Source organism: Marinobacter maritimus, assembly GCF_007671675.1.
Taxonomy (GTDB): domain Bacteria; phylum Pseudomonadota; class Gammaproteobacteria; order Pseudomonadales; family Oleiphilaceae; genus Marinobacter; species Marinobacter maritimus.
Genome location: NZ_VCGW01000002.1, coordinates 37,526 through 55,562 on the forward strand (window position 1 = coordinate 37,526; position 18,037 = coordinate 55,562).

Consider the following 18,037-nt stretch of genomic DNA (forward strand, 5'->3'; position numbering starts at 1 on the left):
CATGGCAAAGCAGGATTTTCTGGTCGAACTGGGCGTCGAAGAATTGCCCTCGAAAGCACTCAAGCCGCTGTCTGAAGCATTCACTCAGGGTATCACCAAGGGCCTGGAAGACGCGGGCATCGAGTTTGGCAAGGTAGAAGCCTTTGCCGCACCACGCCGCCTGGCGGTTCGCATACGTGACCTCGCCGATGCGCAACCCGACAAGCCCGTTGAAAAGCGTGGCCCGGCAGTCAAAGCTGCCTTCGATGATTCCGGCAACCCGACCCGGGCTCTTACCGGTTTTGCGACGTCTCTGGGCGTAACCCCGGATCAGCTCGACACCCTGGAAACCGATAAAGGTGCCTGGCTGGTCTATCGCACCGTAGAGCAGGGCAAGCCTACTGTAGACCTGATGTCCGGGCTGGTTGAGCAGTCGCTGGCGTCACTGCCGATTCCAAAGCGTATGCGCTGGGGCGCCCACCGCACAGAGTTTGTCCGGCCTGTGCACTGGCTGGTAATGCTGTTTGGCAACAAGGTCATTGATGCGCCCATCATGGGCCTGACTCCAGGCAACAAAACCCGGGGCCATCGTTTCCATTGCCCGAAAGCACTGATCATTCCAACACCTGCGGATTACGAAGTTGTCCTGGAGCAGGAAGGTTATGTGATTGCTGATTTCGCCAAGCGCCGTGAACAGATCCGCACTGGTGTCAGTGCCCTTGCCGAGACCGAAGCCGGTGCTAAAGCAGTCATTGATGAAGATCTTCTCGACGAGGTCACTGGCCTGAACGAGTGGCCAGTGCCGCTGATGGGCCGCTTCGACAAGCGGTTCCTGAAAGTGCCTTCAGAGGCCCTGATTTCCTCTATGGCTGAACACCAAAAGTACTTCCACGTGGTGGGTACCGATGGCGCAATGCTGCCTCTGTTTATAACCGTTGCCAACATTGACAGCAAAGACCCTTCTCAGGTTATCTCAGGTAATGAAAAGGTGATTCGCCCGCGCCTCTCAGACGCTGCGTTCTTCTATGAGACCGACCGTAAAATCCGCCTGGAAGACCGTATCGAAAGGCTAAAGCCGATTGTCTTCCAGGACAAGCTCGGCAGCGTTTACGACAAAGCCGTTCGCGTCGCCGCGCTGGCCGGGAGAATCGCTTCAGCGATTGGCAGTGACTCAGCCCTGGCCGAGCGTGCCGCCATGCTGGCCAAGACCGACCTGGTGACGGAGATGGTACTGGAGTTCAGCGACCTTCAGGGCATCATGGGCCAGTACTATGCAGCCAATGACGGCGAGCCAGCCGATGTAGCAAAGGCCATGAACGAGCAGTACATGCCGCGCTTTGCCAAAGACAGCCTGCCCACCACGCTCACAAGCTGTGCCCTCGCCATCGCAGATCGTCTGGATTCACTGGTAGGGCTTTTTGGCATTGGCCAACCGCCCTCCGGCACACGAGACCCATTCGCCCTGCGCAGAGCTTCCCTGGGAGTACTGCGCATCATCATCGAACGGGAGCTGCCGCTTGATCTGCAGACATGCTGCGAGTGGGCGGAAGAAAACTTCACCGGGCTGACCGAAGAGAATACCGCCTCCACCGTTGTTGATTACATGCTGGACCGGTTCCGGGCTTACTACGATGAGCGCGGCATTGGTGCTGAAGTGTATCTGGCTGTTCACGCCCGTCGCCCGACCCGTCCGCTGGACTTCGACCGCCGGGTGAAGGCCGTGGAAGCCTTCCGCCAGCTGCCAGAAGCCCTGGCTCTTGCCGGTGCCAACAAGCGGGTTTCCAACATCTTGTCCAAGCAAGCTGGAGAACACGTAGGTGAAACCGTCAACAGCGACCTTCTGCAGGATGCGGCCGAGAAAACTCTGGCAACGCAGGTAAACCAGCAAGCCGAGAAGGTGCTTCCGCTTTTTGAGCAAGGCAATTACGCCAGCGCACTGCGATCACTGGCAAGCCTTCAGGAGCCGGTAGACAGCTTCTTCAACGAAGTGATGGTGATGGCAGAGGATGACGCCGTACGGGACAACCGCCTTGCGCTGCTGAACCGCCTGCACAACCTGTTCTTGCGCGTTGCAGATATCTCACTGCTGCCCGCTGCTGGCTGACCGATGCTGATCATCCTCGACCGGGACGGGGTCATCAACGAGTACGATGGCGATTACATATGCTCTGTTGATGAGTGGCAACCCATTCCCGGCAGTATTGAGGCGGTGGCCCGGCTTTGCAAAGCCGGCCACAGTATTGCCATCGCAACCAACCAGTCAGGTATCGCCAGGGGCTACTACAGCACCGACGTGCTGGATGCGATGCACGAAAAACTGGAACGATTGCTGGAAGCGCAGGGCGGACATATCAGTTTCATTGCCTACTGCCCGCACCATCCCGACGATGGTTGCCGTTGTCGCAAGCCACTCACCGGCTTGCTGGAACAAATCCGTGATCATCTCCATCTCGACACCCTGAACGGCGCCGTTATGGTCGGTGACAGCCGCAAGGATCTGGAGGCCGGCTTTGCTGAAGGCTGCCAACCCGTACTGGTCCGAACTGGCAATGGCGCGGATACTGAATATCACCTGAAAGCCCGCCCGATTCCCGGCGCCAGCGTGGCGATATACAACGATCTCAGTGCATTTGCGGATGCCTTTTTATCAGGTCCTGGGCTGGTAAAAAACAAGTGAACCCGTATAATACCGGCGGTTAATCGGCGTGTGGCGCAGCTTGGTAGCGCACTTCGTTCGGGACGAAGGGGTCGCAGGTTCGAATCCTGCCACGCCGACCAGAATTCAACGACTTAGGGCGCATCTTCGGATGGGCCCTTTTTCGTTTCTGGTTGGGTACGCCTTTGGCACACAAACCCGGTATTCTGGAGTTTGATGAGTTGCGACTAACGACAAATTCCTCCCACTTTCATTAAGGCAACATCCATGGCTATAGAACGCATTTCAACCAGCAGCCGCATGAGCAAAATCGTAAAGCACAATGGCACGGCTTATCTGTGTGGACAGGTTGCCAAGGACAGGCATGGCGACATTCATGCTCAAGTAACTGGCATGCTGGAAAAAGTAGATGAGCTTCTGGAGAGCATTGGGTCAGGCCGCGACAAGATCCTGTCCGCGACGATTTACCTTGCGGATATGTCTGACTTCAAAGCTTTAAACGACGTATGGGATAACTGGGTACCCCAAGGGGAGGCCCCGGCACGGGCCTGTGTGCAGGCTCAGATGGCATCACCGGAGCTGCTGGTAGAAATCTCGGTCGTTGCCGCCTGTTAAACGGCCAGATGCCGTCGGAACAGCGCCAGCGCTGTGCTGAAGACCACTACACCGATACCGGCCAGCGCCAGCATTTGCGGCCACACCACGTCCAGTCCTGCACCCCGATACAGTATGGCCTGAGCCATACTCACGAAATGTGTAGTGGGTGCCGCCAGCATAATATTCTGTACCAGATCCGGCATGCTTTCTCTTGGCGTAATACCGCCAGAAAGCAGTTGCAGCGGTAGAATGGTGAGGATCAGCAGCAAGCCAAACTGCGGCATGGTGCGCGCCACCGTGCCAATCAGGATACCGATCGCAGTGGTGGAAAACAGATGAATCAAAGTGCCGAACAGGAACAATAAAACCGAACCCTGCACGGGCACGGCAAGCACGTCCTGGATCACAATAGTGATGGCCAGAATCGCCGCCAGCATAACCACCAGACCATTCGCCCAGACCTTGGCAGCCATAATCTCGAAAGGCCGCACGGGCATCACCATAAGATGCTCTACTGTGCCATGTTCGCGCTCACGGATCAGTGCGGCGCCGGTCAGGATAATGCTGATCAGGGTAATCTGGGTAATCAGCTCCATAACGCCGCCAAACCAGGTGCCGTCAAGGTTTGGATTAAAGCTTACCCTGGTAACCAGCTCTACCGGAAGCGAGCTTGCAGAGCTTCCTGTCTCGAGATATTCCGCCACCTCCGTGGTAATGATCTGCTCAATGTAGCTGGCGCCGATAAACGCCTGTGTCATTCGCGTGGCATCGATATCCAGCTGCAGACCGGAGACTTTTCCACTGCGCACGTCCCGCTCAAAGCCTTCCGGAATGATCAGGGCGAAGGTATGAGTACCCTGGTCCAGCAGCTCGTCAACCTGATCAAAAGCAACGAGATCAGGCTCCAGAAACCAGGGCTCTTGCAGCGAGTCTATAACGTGGCCGGACAGCGCTGTCTGATCTTCGTCAACCACTGCCACAGGCGCATTGTGCAGTTCCATGGAGCCCGCAGAGCCAGCGGTATAGATAATCAAAGTGAAAGCCAGCAACACAAAGATCAGCAAAACCTTGTCATGCCACACGCTGCGCAGCTCTTTAACACCGAGGTTCCAGATAGTTCCGAGAGATTCCATCATCAGCGCCCCTGTTTCCGGAGTAAGGCCACGGCCAAAAACGTAAGCACGGGAATAAACGCCGCCAGTATCAGGAAGGCATGTTGCAGATCACCAAAGGCCAGCCCTTTGGTAAACACACCCCGAGAGATCTCCAGAAACCAGGTGGCGGGCCAGAACTGGCCAATGATCGCAGCAGCACCTTCCAACGCAGATACGGGTTCAGTGACGCCGGAAAACTGCACCGTCGGCAGGATCGTAATAATGGCGGTAGCCGCCAGTGCAGCAATCTGTGTAGAAGCGAAAGCCGAGATTACCTGGCCCAGGGCAGTCGTCGCCGTAACAAAGAGCAGGGCGCCGAGAGTCAAAGTCAGCACACCGCCCTTGATGGGTACGTCGAACAGGAATATTGCCAGCAAAACCAGGCTCGCATAGCTCACCATACTGAACCCGATGTAGGGCAGTTGCTTGCCCAGAAGAAATTCCAGCCGGGATACCGGGGTAACATACAGGTTGGTGATGGAGCCCAGCTCTTTCTCTCGCACAATGCCCAGAGCCATGAGAATCGCCGGAATAAAGATCAACAGAATGGGGATAACCGCAGGCACCATGGCATCCAGGCTGCGGAACTCCTGATTATACCGATAGCGGGTTTTTATGGAGACCAGGCTCAGATCCGGCACAGTGCCATAAGTGCGCAGAATCAGATCCTCAAAATAACTTAGATGCAGGCCCTGAATGTAGCCAAGAATGGTCTCGCCACGAAACGGCATGGCGCCATCTATCCAGACAGCTATCTCTGTGGGCCGGCCACTTTTCAGATCCTTACCAAACTCCGGGGGGAATGCGAGCGCCAGGCTGAGCTCGCCGGATATCATGCGTTGTTCCAGCTCAGCCATGGTTGCAATCGGAGGTTGCTCCACAAAATACCGTGAACCAGAAACCGCCGTGATGTAGTCCTGGCTCTGGGGGCTCTGGTCCTGATCCAGAACAGCAAAAGAGAGATCTTCCACATCCAGCGTAATACCATAGCCCAGGATCATCATCAGCAGTGCCGAGCCAACGAAGGCAAAAGCCATGCGAATAGGATCGCGTAGAAGCTCCCTTGATTCACGCCGACCATAGGCCAGCAGCCGCCTCAGGCTGAAGGCACTGTGACGCTGGGGCGATGAGCTGTCCGCACTCAGAACCCTGCCATCACCACGGCTCTGCGGCTCTTTGTCCACTGCCTCAAGGGTCTTCATAAATGCGGTTTCAAGGTTTTCAGCCTGAGCGTCCCGGACCAACGCCGCAGGCGTATCGCAGGCCAGCACTTCGCCGGCATGCATGAGGGAAATCCTGTCGCAACGCTCACCTTCGTTCATGAAGTGAGTAGAGATAAAAATGGTGACGCCGTCCTCCCTGGACAGACGCAGCAACAGTTTCCAGAAGCGGTTTCGGGCACCGGGGTCGACTCCGGAAGTGGGCTCGTCAAGAATCAAGAGTTCCGGTGAATGCACCACCGCGACGGCCAGAGACAGACGCTGGCGGACCCCCAAAGGCAGATTGCCGGCGAATTCCTCCATCACATCCGCAAGACCAAAATCCTGAGTGAGTTCATCCAGCCTGGGCTCAATACGCTCCGGCGGCAGGTGGAACAGGCGGGCGTGCAGCTCCAGGTTCTGGCGCACGGTCAACTCGCTATAGAGCGAGAACGACTGGGACATATAACCAACACGCTGGCGCGTAGTCAGATCTCTGGCATCCAGTGGCGAGCCGAACAGCGAAACCTCGCCCTCGGAAGGTGTCAGCAGGCCCGTGAGCATTTTCATGGTGGTGGTCTTGCCGCAACCGTTGGAGCCCAGGAAGCCGAAAATCTCGCCTTTAGGAATGGTAAAGCTGACGTTTTTCACCGCCGTGAAATCGCCAAAACGCAGAGTCAGGTTGTGCGCTTCTATGGCCGGCACATCATTCGAAAAAACCGCATTCCTGACCAGTTGTGACTCACTGCCTCCCCCGGATACGGGTTCCTGACGATCGTCTGGCAACAGGGCAATAAATGCATCATCCAGGGTTTTTGTAGCCGTTTTCTGCTTCAACTCCGCTGGGGACCCGGTTGCAAGAATGGCGCCGTCGTCCATCGCAACCAACCAGTCATAGCGCTCGGCTTCTTCCATATAAGCCGTAGCCACCAGCACGCTCATGGACGGCTGCTGTTGGCGAATGGTGTCAATCAGATCCCAGAAACGCTGCCGCGAGAGCGGATCCACCCCGGTGGTGGGCTCGTCAAGAATCAGCAGCTCCGGGTTGTGGATAAGTGCACAACACAACCCCAGCTTCTGCTTCATGCCTCCGGAGAGTTTGCCCGCTGGCCGGTTGCGGAAATCCAGCAGCCCGGTGGCATCCAGTAAACGGTCAACCTGTTCGGTTCTGGCCGCACCGGTAAGACCAAACAGATCGGCAAAAAAACCAATGTTCTCGTCGACCGTGAGCGTATGGTAAAGATTACCCCCAAGACCCTGGGGCATATAGGCAATGCGCGGTGATACCTCTCTTCGAAACCGGGAATCGGCCATATCGCCACCCAGTACCTGCAAGGTGCCTTGCTGCAGTTTTCGGGCACCGGCCACCAGCCCCAGCAGTGTGGATTTACCTACACCATCCGGACCAATCAACCCGACCATACAACCGGCCGGCAAGTTCAGGTTGATGTCCCGCAAGGCCTCGCGCCCGCCATAGATATGGCTGACGGCCTCCAGCCGCGCCACACACTGCATATCATCCATACCCGGGTTCTGCATCTCAGCCATTGGGCAAAGTCACCTGCAGATTTTCTGGCCAGGGTTTGCTTTCATCCAGGCGCACGTAGGCGTCTCCCGGCACACCGGTTTTTACCCTGTCGCGGTAGGCTTTCAGTAATTCCGGATCAATGCGAATGCGCACTCGGAACATGAGCTTTTCACGTTCGCTGCGCGTTTCCACTGCCTTGGGGGTAAACTGGGCTTCGGCAGCAACAAAACTGACTTCCGCCGGCACCACGTAATCGGGCAGAGCATCCAGAATAATGCGGGCTTCGGATCCAACCCGCACCTTGCCGGCCTGCGCGGTGGGCAGAAAAATGGTGAGGTACACATCAGTAACATCAATTACCGTTGCGACCTTGCCTCCGGCCGCCAACACCTCACCAGGCTCGGCCAGGCGGTACAGCACCCGCCCACCAATCGGGCTGATAAGGTGGCTGTCATCAATGGTGGTCTGAACCTTACGAATGCTGGCTTTCGCGGCTTCAATGCCCGCGCCCGCCGACGCCACCTGAACCTTGGATGCCTGCAACGCTGCTTCACCGGTTTCTGCAGTAGTACGGGCACGGTCAAGCTGCTCACGCGAGACATGACCTTTGTCCACCAAAGATTCCATCCGGCTTAATTCAGCCCGGGCCAGCCGGAGTTCACTTTCACGCTGAACAACAATCGCTTCGGCCAGATTCTGGGCTTCTACCGCCTGGTTCAGGTTAGCCTGAGCCGCAGCCATGGTTGCCTGCAGTTCGTCGGTATCCATTTCAGCCACCGCACTGCCGGCGTCAATCAGGTCGCCCTCAGCCACAAAAAAACTCTGCAGCCGGCCTGGAATCCGGGTTGCAATGTCTACCTGAGTAGCCTCTATACGGCCATTCCCGGAGGCAATATGTTCCGGAAGCCTGTCGCTATCCGGCACAAATTGCCAAGCGACTATGGCAATCGCGGCGATAACAACAAGAGTGATGAGAAGCTTCTGGCGAACTTTGGAGTGTGAACCGGACATTGTTCTTCCCTGGTGCAGGCGTGAGTTATTGCAGTCAAAATTAGGTTGCTACTAGTATAACAACAGATTTTTGTGTCGCACTGACGCGCGTCAAGAGGGCACGCGATGTCTACAGCAAATGCTCGATAGGCAAAAACGAGAAAAGCGAAACCAGCATACGTTTAAACGGCCCGGTTCCCGGATCGTTGCTGTGCCGAATCACTTCCTCACCATTGCGCTCAATCCACTGCAAATCGCCACCGTCGTCCAGCACCACTTCATACGCGGTTATCAGGGCTTGTTCTTCGAAATGGCTTTCCATCACCTGGGCCAGCTCCGGGCTTTCAATAACAAAGCCCAGCTCAGTGTTGATATGAACCGAGCGGGGGTCGAAGTTAAACGAACCCACGAACAGGTTCTCGCCATCAACCGCAAAGGTCTTGGCGTGGAGACTGGAGGAAGAGCTTCCCATCAGGTTGTCTTGTAATTGACGCTCCACAGATTCCTTTCCAGGTAACTTGCGAAGCTCAAACAGCTGCACGCCTGCTTCCAGCAGCGGCTTGCGGTACTTCGCGTAACCGGCGTGCACCATGGCTACGTCGTTGGCTTCCAGGGAGTTGGTCAGCACACGCACGTGAACCCCTTTACGTTCCAGGCCACGGAATATTTCAACACCGGCTTTGGTGGGAATAAAATAGGGTGACACCAGCGTCACCGAGCGTTCGGGGCTCCCCATGGCTTCTGCCAGTTGCCGGCTCATTAATCCGTTCTTTGGTTTTTTTCCCAGCACCTTGGCGGGATCGTCGCTGACCATGGAGACCGGTGCCCAAGTAAACTCCAGGTTGCCCGCCAGCAGGTTTCTCAGAAACTCTGAGTCGGCCACCGCACAGACATACCTGCTCGCCTCTGAGCTGGTATTGCATTCTCTCGCTGTCTCAACAACCCGTGCGAGATCCGTCTCTGATGGCTCCGGCAGAATGGTCGCAGCAGGGTATGACGAGGCACTTGACCAATAGCGATCAAAATCATCAGAAAGTTCACTCACCACCGGTCCGATAACCAATACATCAAGATCCGCAAACAGCGCACCCTCACCGGCTCCGAAATACTCATCAGCAACGTTGCGCCCGCCGATGATGGTTGCCTGGTTATCAGCAGTGAATGATTTGTTGTGCATGCGGTGATTCAGGCGCGAGAAGCTGGTTATGTAGCCGATCCACTTGGGGCTGCGCACCACAAACGGATTGAACAGGCGTACTTCTATATTCGGGTGAGTATCGAGCGCTGCGAGCGGTTGATCCAGCCCTGAGATGCCGTTGTCATCCAGCAAAAGGCGAACACGAACACCTCGCTCCGCCGCCCGATAAAGTACATCAAGCAACATGGTGCCGGTGATGTCGTATTGCCAGATGTAGTACTGCACATCCAAAGTAGCGTCGGCGCCTTCAGCCAACAACGCCCGCGCCGCGAACGCATCGTGGGCGTTTTCAAGCAGCACAATCCCGCTCTCGGTTGGGTGTGCCTCTATCAGCGGAACAATCGCGCTTCCTAGCCGTGTGTCTGCTGTTTTTTCAGCAGGCACCGCCCAGCTCTCGGTGCGATCAGCCATAGAAGGTAAAGCGCATCCGCTTATGGTCAGCAGAGCAGCCAGAACGGAGACCACGCCCGGGTAACGTCGCTTGAGCCAGTTCGACAATTGAGTTACTCCCACTGATCAGATGACTAATTGTAGCAGCTCATCTGTTGCTATTTTGACCTTAGTCAAACTAGAACTTATAAACTTATGCCGAATATTGGGGCTTCCACCTCTCAGGGGTATGGTCGAAGCTACACCTCGCTCTACCTAGACCTCCGGAGAAAAAATGATGAAGCTCTTATTGGCCACATTTCTCATTACCTTCGGGCTGAGCTTTCAGGCGTCGGCAGGCGAAGCTCTGTCCCTGACCGCCCAGGAAACTTACGACCTGGTTAAGAAGCAGGGCGACCAGATGCTGTTCGTTGATGTGCGGGATCCGGTAGAAATCATGTTTATCGGTTTCACCGACGCCGTTGACACGAACATTCCGTTCAAGCTCGCCGACCGAAGCAAATTTCTCGCAGACAAAGGCCGATTTGCCATGAACCCCAACCCGGACTTTGCGGCCAGTGTTGAGCAGGCCCTGAAGGATAAACGGCTGAACAAGGATGCCCTGATTGTCACCATGTGCCGCTCCGGCTCCACCCGCGGCAAACCCAGCGCAGACTATCTGCTGGACCACGGCTTCAGCAACGTGAAATACATTGATCATGGCTTTCAGGGTAGTGGCTCAAAAGAGGGCAAAAAGGCCGGCATGAGGATTGTTAACGGCTGGCAGAACGAGGGCTTGCCCTGGTCCATGAAGCTTAATCCGGAAAAAATATACCAGCCCTGACAACCGCTGTGCTGGCAGGGCACGGGCGATTCCTTAATCTGATAAAAATAGGGAGGACGTCATGGCCAAGCTGACAAAGGCTCACACAGCCACATACTTGGTGATAAGCATACTGGCAGTCCTGCTGATGCTGGTTGGCTCCCCCGGAATGGCGGCGGTTGAGCGCGCCCCCGCCACCGCCGATCATAGCAAATTCAAATCCCTCAAAGGCCCATTTGAATCCGCCAGCCAGGTAACCGAAGCCTGCCTGAGGTGTCACACCGAGGCGGCCGGGCAAATCAAGGCAACCACCCACTGGACCTGGCTCTACCAGCACGAAGAAACCGGGCAAACGCTGGGTAAAAACAAGGTTATCAACTCCTTCTGCGGTATGGCTGTCACCAATGAGCCCCGGTGTACTTCCTGTCACGTAGGTTATGGCTGGAAGGACATGAATCAGCCGCCGCCAGAAGCCGATTCTGCCGTCGATTGCCTGGTGTGCCACGACACAACCGGCGATTACTGGAAGTTCCCCACACTCGCAGGCGACCCGACCTATGTGCCCCGGGAATGGCCTAAAGGCAGCGGCAAGATGGTCCAGCCGCCGGATCTACCTGACATAGCCCAGAACGTAGGTGCCACTGGCCGCGCTAACTGCGGCAGCTGCCACTTCTACGGCGGCGGTGGCGACGGTGTAAAACACGGCGATCTCGACTCTTCACTGGTGTCGCCCGCCCGTTCCCTCGACGTACACATGTCCCCCGACGGCGGCAATTTCAGTTGCTCCGACTGCCATTCAACCTGGGGCCACAGTGTTTCCGGTAGCCGCTATCAGGTGAACGCGAAAGATACTCTGGGCATTGATATCCCCGGCCACACCGATCTCAGCCGCGCGAGCTGCGAGTCTTGCCATGGCGGTGAACCACATGGCAGGGAAAAGCTGAACGATCACGTGAACAAGCTGGCGTGTCAGACCTGCCACGTACCCGCTTTTGCCCGGGGTGGCGTGCCAACCAAGATGTGGTGGGACTGGTCCACCGCTGGCAAGCTTGACGAGAACAGCAAACCGGTCGCCACATACGATGATGCGGGCCACGTGAGCTACTTGAGCGAAAAGGGCGATTTCCGCCACGGTGAAAATGTGGTTCCATACTACGCCTGGTTTGATGGCACCGTTGAGTACACGATGGTCGATGAACAATTCGACATCGATAACCCGCCGCTGGAGATCAACCGGCTGGATGGCGAACCAAACGACCCAGGCTCACGCATCTGGCCGTTCAAGCTGATGCGCGGCAAACAACCTTTCGATACCGAACACAAAACACTCCTGGCCACTCACGTATTCGGCGCTGATGATTCGTCGCTCTGGAGCAACTACGACTGGCCCAAGGCCCTGAAATTTGCCAGCGACATGTCGGGCATGCCGTTCAGTGGCAACTTCGACTTCATGGAAACCAAAATGTACTGGCCGATTACCCACATGGTGCCGCCTGCAGACCAGGCCCTGCGTTGCGGCTCCTGCCATTCGGGAGAAAGTCGCCTGGCGGGCATTGGTGGCATCTATATGCCGGGACATAGCGGCAACCTCTGGCTGGATCGCATTGGCTGGCTGGCGGTGGCACTGACCCTGGCCGGAGTGGTGCTCCACGGCCTTGCTCGCGTGGTATTCAGAAGGAGGAAGCAATCATGAGCCGGGTACTGATCTTCAAACGCTTTGAACGTTTCTGGCACTGGTTTCAGGCCTTGCTGATTTTCAGCCTGCTGATTACCGGCTTTGAAATACACGGCAGCTATTCATTGCTGGGTTTTGGTGACGCTACGCGGCTGCATACCATCGGGGCCTGGTCACTGATCGTGCTCTGGCTGTTTGCAATTTTCTGGCACATAACCACCGGCGAATGGCGCCAGTATGTGCCCACCCGAGACGGACTGTTTGCGGTGGTGCATTACTACCTGATTGGCACCTTTACCGGTGCTGAACACCCTTATCGCAAAACCAGTAAAGCCAAGCACAACCCGCTGCAGCGGCTGGCCTATCTGTTCTTCAAACTGGTGATCTCACCCATCATATGGGTGAGTGGTCTGCTGTACCTGTTTTACAACGACTGGCCGGCCTTGCTTGCAGGGGCGTTAAACCTTGAGACCGTGGCACTGGTCCATACCGCTGCAGCCTTTGCCATGCTGGTTTTCATTATTGCTCATGTGTATATGACTACGATGGGACAAACCCTGACCAGCCACATCAAACCCATGGTGACCGGCTACGAGGATCTGGACGAACCTGCCGGATAATCCTGATAATTCGTGTTTGTGCTACCCACAAAAAGCCGGCCCTGTTCAAGGAGCCGGCTTTTTCATATCTCAGGGCTGTGTCAGGAAATCTCAGAAAGTGAAGGTCCGCATCGCAGGGTTCAGCATCTGGCCTGCCATTTCCGGAGGAGTTGCAACACCCACACCTTCAATCAGGTCGTTCTTGCTGTAGTCACTGTTTGGCAGGTACAGCGCGCAAACGTTGGCCACGCCACCCTGCTTTAGCAGACCACGCAACATTTGGCCGGGGGTTACATCCTTCGGCTTCAATGCCGGTGCTTCATAACTCTTCAGGGCCAAGTCGCCCGCTTTATCACACAGCAATACGTTCACCTTGGCGCCCTGCTGGGTCATGGTGTTGGAGAGAACCATCGCCATGCCTTGAGTTTGCAGGGAATCACTTGAAAGAATCACCAGTACTTCCTCAACCATTTTCGGATCTCCTGCGTGAGCGCTGATGGGGGCAACAGCAACTACGGACGCCGCGATAAGTGCCTTGAGTGATTTGATCATTTTGAAGTGCTCCTGTATCGGTTCATCGGTGGTATACATCCAGAATAGGCCGCCTGCCTGCTCTGTTCAGTGACAAAGTCACCTTTATGGCTCGATCTGGAAGACGACATGCTCTGCCATAAGCGCCACACCAACATCTTTGGTCTGGGGGACGTGAATGGCTGGCAAAGCCAGCACGGCGGTGATCCGGCGGGAACTTCTCGACACCCGTAGCGTCCGCTCGTTTGTAATGGACATGTTGAACGATACAGACGACAGTACGATTGTCAGTTTCGAAACGGTGAGCGACTTAAAATCAACTGCGCAGGCAAGAGCGCAAAACAGGAGAATAAAGCATGATTGGATACGTCACCATTGGTGTCAGCGATATGGAAAGAGCCAAGAAGTTCTACGCGGAGCTTCTGAGCGGTATGGGCGCAAAGCTTCTGCTAGACATGGGCCGCATTGCGTTTATTGGCGAAAGCATGAAGGGGCCGATGCTGGCGGTTTGCACACCGTTCGACGGCTCGCCAAACCATCCCGGTAACGGCAATATGCTCGCTTTTTGGCCAGGCTCCAAAGAAGCGGTTGATACCTACTACAAGAAAGCCATTGAGCTGGGTGCGACCTGTGATGGCGAGCCTGGGCAACGCATTCCTGACCAGTTCTACGGTGCCTACTTGAAAGACCAGGACGGCAACAAAGTGGCCTTCTTCCACTTCGGCTGATTCAGCCCTGCCTGAAACCGAGGCCGCTTTACTCTGCGGCCTCGGTTTCGAACCACCATCCCGGTAACAACCCTCGAATCTGCGGCTGCAAAAAGCGATCGTCTATCAGCCAGATCACCCCCCGATCATCCGGTGTGCGAATCACCCGGCCGGCAGCCTGGGCCACTTTCTGCAAACCCGGAATCAGATAGGTGTACTCATAACCGGCGCCAAAGCGTTTGTGCAGGCGATGTTTGAGGATCTCGTGCCAGGCATCAAAAGGCGGTAAGCCCAAGGTAGCGACAAAGGCGCCGATCAATTGATCACCCGGCAAGTCGATTCCCTCACTGAACACACCGCCCAGAACTGCGAACGCCACGCTGCCAGGCTCTTCACGGAACCCCGCCAGAAATTCCTTACGCTGTTGTGGGCTCATTCCAGGATACTGGGATCGCTGAGACACATCCGGAGCATGGCGAGCCAACGCTTCGCTAACTTCATTCAGATACTTAAAACTGCTGAAGAACGCTAAATAGTGCCCGGGGCGGGCCCGGTACTGTTGGGCAATCAATGTAGCGATGGGTAATACCGACCCCTCACGGTGAGCCTGGCGGGTACTGATCTTTGGTGTGAAATGCACCTGCAACTGATCAGCACTGAACGGGCTGGGCAGGGAGATAAAACGGCTGTCCTCCGGCAAACCCAACAGATCCCGGTAATAAACACCGGGGCTTAAAGTGGCAGAAAACAGCAGTACCGAGGCGGCTGCCTGAAAGCGGTCACGCAGGAAGTCCGCTGGCACCAGGTTCTGGATGGTCAGGCTGGCACGGCCCCTGCCTTCGCGACGAAACTCACACAGGGAATGGTCGCCAAAGGAATCCGCCAGCTTCATAAACGCCACTGATTCAAACAGCACTTCCTGAAGTGCCAGATCCGGCGGGTTGTCTGCCAGAAAATCCGTGAGCCCGGACACCAGCCCCAGCAGGCTGCCGGTAAGCGCTGAGGGCAGGCTGTCGAGAAACACCGGGCCATCGCTGTTATCTGATTGATCACGGATAACACCCTGCCAGGCTCGGGCCGCGCGGTCCAGATGCGGTTTCAGAGCTTTGGGTGCGGTTTTCCTCACTTTCAGCAGCCGCTGCTGGTCCAGCTGCACCGAATACATGCCGCGCCCGCGGTCCACCAGATTGTGCGCTTCATCCACGAGAACGGCGGTTTTCCAGTTGTTCTGCCGGGTGAGGCCATGGAGCAGGGCAGATTGATCAAACATCCGATTCACATCCCCAATGATCAGATCACACCAGCGCGCCATTTCCTGGGCCAGAAAATAGGGGCAGATGCCGTGGCCGGCGGCGATCTTCGCCAATACCTCCTGCGTAAGTGTTGTGCCAGCCTGAGCAGCTTCGGCACGGGCGTCCGGCAGGCGATCAAAGAAGCCTTTGGCCAACGGGCAGGAATCCCCATGGCAAGCTTTGTCCGGATGCTCGCAGGCGTCGGCTTTGGCCACCAGCTCCAGAGTACGGAGGGGCCAGATCTGCGGCGTGTCCTGCGCGGCTCGCAAGCGTTCCACAGCATCCACCGCCAGCTGTCGGGCGGTATTTCGACAGGTGAGGTATGCCAGCCGGTCGTGCCTGGCTGTGGGCATAGCCATAAGTGCAGGAAACAGAGTGCCGAGGGTTTTACCCAAACCCGTGGGCGCTTCCAGCAGCAAGGTTTCACCTTTTACGGTGTTTTTATATGCAGTTTCGGCGAGTTGACGCTGGCGGGGACGAAACTCAGCAAACGGAAAACGCAGGCCCGCCAGGCGAATATCCCGCTGTTCACGGTGATGGGCTTCCTGTTCTGCCCACAACCGGTAATGCCCGCACAGGACTTCCAGCTCCTGCCATAACTCATCGGCCTTGGCGGTTTCAGTAAGCGGTGTTTCCCGGTTTTTGCCGATGTCAAAATACACCAGCGACAGCTTCAGGGTTTTGCGGTTCTCCTGTCGACAGAGCAGAGCGCCGTAGGCTCTTAGCTGGGCCCGGTGCAAAGCCCGCTGGTGCGGTCGAATACGGGATACATCGCCACGGTGGGTTTTGATCTCTTCTAACAAGCCAGAGTGCGGGTTATAAACATCGGCGCGACCATAAAGGCTTAGCCCCATACACTCACCGGTAAGTGAATACTCGCTTTTGTAACCGTATCCGCGTTTACCCTGAATGGCCTGGTGACCGGCGATGCCTTCTTCTGCACTGGGCGCCGGGGTGTAGCGAAAGTCCAGATCGCCCTCCCGGGCGGCAAACTCACAAAGGGTTCTGACCGCAACCTTCACGACGTTACCCCGCTGTCTTGCCAGCGCAGGTAACACACGCTGGCTGCAATGCCCTGGTGGGCAAAGAAGTGCAGCCAACGGATTTGATGATCCTGTAGCCGGTCGCCCGGGCCTTTTACTTCGATCATTTCATAACGGGGCTTATTTTCCTCGACCTCCGGGTAAAACCTTATAAGATCTGGAAAACCACTGCGATGTTCGCGAATGTTCAACAAAAGCCGCTCAAACAGAACACCGAGGTCTGCGGCAGGTATGCAGTCCAGTGCCAGAATCAGCAGCTCTTCATTCAGCACCGGCCAAGTCACAAAAGGGTTAGTGATGCCCTGTTTGGCGGCGTAGGTTGCCAGAATTTTCTGGCGGTAGCTGCCATCATTCAAAGCAGCAAAACACTGATCAAACTGGGCTTGCCGGCGGCTGACAAAACTTTCCCGCACCAGATCCGCCGGCCCGGTGTGGAACGGATGAAAGAAAGCACCCGGTATCGCTTTGAATATCGTGTGCCAGCATAGCAACCCGAACAGACCGTTGATGAGCGTGTTTTCGACATAGAGTACCGGAGCCTCGGGCGTAGAGAGGTGATCCCGAACCACCATCTCAACCGAGCCACCGGTTTGTGGCAGGATCAGCGTGAACTCCCGGATTTCCGGGTTCTCCGGCGTCGTCGGAACTGACTGGCCCACTTTTTTTGCCAACCGTTTTACTATGCGCGCCAGGCCCTGAGCTTCGGCGTTGCTTAACTCTGCATCTCCCCACTGTGCAGCGATGTCCCAGGCTGCTTCAAATCTCTTCATCCGCTCCAGCAGTCGCAGCTGCTTCAGGCGTGCCTCGCGATGACCGCTGGCATCCAGCGCCTGCAATGCCAGTTCCCGCTCGCCTTGGCGTTCAGCCTGCCGCCCCAGCTCAAGCAGCAGGCGATCCCGGCGGCTGGTCAGCCAGGGATTGTCCGTGGCCGCAGGAATATCAGCCCAAACCTCAGCGGCGGGTACACCGGCATCCAGGTTCTCGCGGCAGTGGTGCATGGCCAGATAGGTATCCACCTCGGAGCGCTGAGAAAATGCCCGCGCCTCGGGGGTAAACTCAACCTGTTCATAGCAGTGATGGCCCAGCTCAACCAACACAAAATCCGACCAGCTTTGGCGCAGATTACCGAAAAACATCAGGCGAACGCGGTCGAACAGCGCCATCTGATTGACCCGTACTACCGGGGCCATCGCTTGATCAAACCAGTCCGCCAAGGTGCGAGCATCGGTGAAGGTGCCCTGCAAAGCTTCATGTATGCGGGCTTTGGGCAGGTTTTTGGCAAATCCCGCCTGCGTCAGAACCGGCGCAAACGCGGGGCGCAGTTCGGCCAGGGTGAACAGGCGGAAGAGTTCATCCAACGCGAGCAGAGGATCAGAATCCAGCCATCTGTGAGCAATCAACTCCTCCAGTGCGTCGGCTTCCGGGCTTTCCAGTTCCGGATAACTCAGCTTGTCAGCACGGAACAGATCTCCCCTGCGCATCACCATGCGGGTTAGCAATGCTCGCGACGGCCGCGGCAACTCAAAAAAGCCGCGCAGGCAGGCACGCTCCGACTCCAGCAGCAGATCCGCGTGGTGATCAGCCACCCAGGCCACCACCGTTTCCATGTTTTCCAGGTAATACAGGGGGTTTTCGAGATCCGCCGTGGCGGGCCGGAGGTGCATACTCATAAAAGCAAAGGCAGACCTTACTGCTGA

The 18,037-nt window shown here is 56.4% G+C and carries 15 protein-coding genes and 1 tRNA gene; 8 read left to right on the forward strand and 8 right to left on the reverse strand.

Annotated features, from left to right (window positions below; translation table 11 throughout):
* The first annotated feature begins 1 nt into the window (after nucleotide 1).
* From glyS to FFI90_RS07300, 4 genes are all read left to right on the forward strand, one after another.
* A complete protein-coding gene (glyS, locus tag FFI90_RS07285) occupies nucleotides 2–2,083 on the forward strand; it encodes a glycine--tRNA ligase subunit beta (RefSeq protein WP_144777295.1) in 2,082 nt (693 codons plus the stop codon).
* A gap of 3 nt (nucleotides 2,084–2,086) precedes the next feature.
* Nucleotides 2,087–2,656 (forward strand): D-glycero-beta-D-manno-heptose 1,7-bisphosphate 7-phosphatase, encoded by a 570-nt coding sequence (gene gmhB, locus FFI90_RS07290; RefSeq protein ID WP_144777296.1) that lies wholly within the window; start codon nucleotides 2,087–2,089, stop codon nucleotides 2,654–2,656.
* 24 nt (nucleotides 2,657–2,680) lie between these two features.
* Nucleotides 2,681–2,757: transfer RNA gene (locus FFI90_RS07295), tRNA-Pro, on the forward strand.
* Nucleotides 2,758–2,902: 145 nt separating this feature from the next.
* On the forward strand, nucleotides 2,903–3,250 hold the full coding sequence (locus tag FFI90_RS07300; RefSeq protein WP_144777297.1) for a RidA family protein: 348 nt from the start codon (nucleotides 2,903–2,905) through the stop codon (nucleotides 3,248–3,250).
* Here the strand turns inward: FFI90_RS07300 and FFI90_RS07305 are convergent.
* From FFI90_RS07305 to FFI90_RS07320, 4 genes are all read right to left on the reverse strand, one after another.
* A complete protein-coding gene (locus tag FFI90_RS07305) occupies nucleotides 3,247–4,365 on the reverse strand; it encodes an ABC transporter permease (RefSeq protein ID WP_144778264.1) in 1,119 nt (372 codons plus the stop codon). The genes FFI90_RS07300 and FFI90_RS07305 overlap by 4 nt on opposite strands.
* A gap of 2 nt (nucleotides 4,366–4,367) precedes the next feature.
* Nucleotides 4,368–7,133, reverse strand: a complete 2,766-nt coding sequence (rbbA, locus tag FFI90_RS07310) for a ribosome-associated ATPase/putative transporter RbbA (RefSeq protein WP_281288099.1) — start codon at nucleotides 7,131–7,133, stop codon at nucleotides 4,368–4,370.
* On the reverse strand, nucleotides 7,126–8,124 hold the full coding sequence (locus tag FFI90_RS07315) for an HlyD family secretion protein (protein WP_144777298.1): 999 nt from the start codon (nucleotides 8,122–8,124) through the stop codon (nucleotides 7,126–7,128). Before FFI90_RS07315 ends, rbbA begins: the two co-directional genes overlap by 8 nt.
* Before the next feature lie 109 nt (nucleotides 8,125–8,233).
* The gene (locus FFI90_RS07320; RefSeq protein ID WP_417543550.1) at nucleotides 8,234–9,799 is read right to left on the reverse strand and encodes a phospholipase D family protein; all 1,566 of its coding nucleotides are present in this window, start codon (nucleotides 9,797–9,799) and stop codon (nucleotides 8,234–8,236) included.
* A gap of 166 nt (nucleotides 9,800–9,965) precedes the next feature.
* Between FFI90_RS07320 and FFI90_RS07325 the strand changes: the two genes are divergently transcribed.
* The 3 genes from FFI90_RS07325 (at nucleotide 9,966) to FFI90_RS07335 (ending at nucleotide 12,788) form a co-directional block, all read left to right on the forward strand.
* Nucleotides 9,966–10,514: a rhodanese-like domain-containing protein gene (locus tag FFI90_RS07325; protein ID WP_246123426.1), complete on the forward strand. Its 549-nt coding sequence runs from the start codon at nucleotides 9,966–9,968 to the stop codon at nucleotides 10,512–10,514.
* Between the two features lie 61 nt (nucleotides 10,515–10,575).
* Entirely contained in the window at nucleotides 10,576–12,186 is a 1,611-nt protein-coding gene (locus FFI90_RS07330; RefSeq protein ID WP_222120497.1) for a tetrathionate reductase family octaheme c-type cytochrome, read from the forward strand.
* A complete protein-coding gene (locus FFI90_RS07335; protein ID WP_144777299.1) occupies nucleotides 12,183–12,788 on the forward strand; it encodes a cytochrome b/b6 domain-containing protein in 606 nt (201 codons plus the stop codon). Before FFI90_RS07330 ends, FFI90_RS07335 begins: the two co-directional genes overlap by 4 nt.
* Before the next feature lie 90 nt (nucleotides 12,789–12,878).
* On the opposite strand, the gene FFI90_RS07340 is transcribed toward FFI90_RS07335, so the two are convergent.
* Nucleotides 12,879–13,319 (reverse strand): DsrE family protein, encoded by a 441-nt coding sequence (locus FFI90_RS07340; RefSeq protein ID WP_144777300.1) that lies wholly within the window; start codon nucleotides 13,317–13,319, stop codon nucleotides 12,879–12,881.
* An 84-nt stretch (nucleotides 13,320–13,403) separates the two neighbouring features.
* The gene (locus FFI90_RS20405) at nucleotides 13,404–13,526 is read right to left on the reverse strand and encodes a hypothetical protein (RefSeq protein ID WP_281288103.1); all 123 of its coding nucleotides are present in this window, start codon (nucleotides 13,524–13,526) and stop codon (nucleotides 13,404–13,406) included.
* A gap of 128 nt (nucleotides 13,527–13,654) precedes the next feature.
* On the opposite strand from FFI90_RS20405, the gene FFI90_RS07345 reads away from it, so the two are divergent.
* On the forward strand, nucleotides 13,655–14,026 hold the full coding sequence (locus tag FFI90_RS07345; protein WP_144777301.1) for a VOC family protein: 372 nt from the start codon (nucleotides 13,655–13,657) through the stop codon (nucleotides 14,024–14,026).
* A 28-nt stretch (nucleotides 14,027–14,054) separates the two neighbouring features.
* Here FFI90_RS07345 and FFI90_RS07350 read toward each other — a convergent pair whose 3' ends face one another.
* Nucleotides 14,055–16,319: an ATP-dependent DNA helicase gene (locus FFI90_RS07350; RefSeq protein ID WP_144777302.1), complete on the reverse strand. Its 2,265-nt coding sequence runs from the start codon at nucleotides 16,317–16,319 to the stop codon at nucleotides 14,055–14,057.
* Nucleotides 16,316–18,004 (reverse strand): VRR-NUC domain-containing protein, encoded by a 1,689-nt coding sequence (locus FFI90_RS07355; RefSeq protein WP_425463096.1) that lies wholly within the window; start codon nucleotides 18,002–18,004, stop codon nucleotides 16,316–16,318. Before FFI90_RS07355 ends, FFI90_RS07350 begins: the two co-directional genes overlap by 4 nt.
* Between the last annotated feature and the right edge of the window lie 33 nt (nucleotides 18,005–18,037).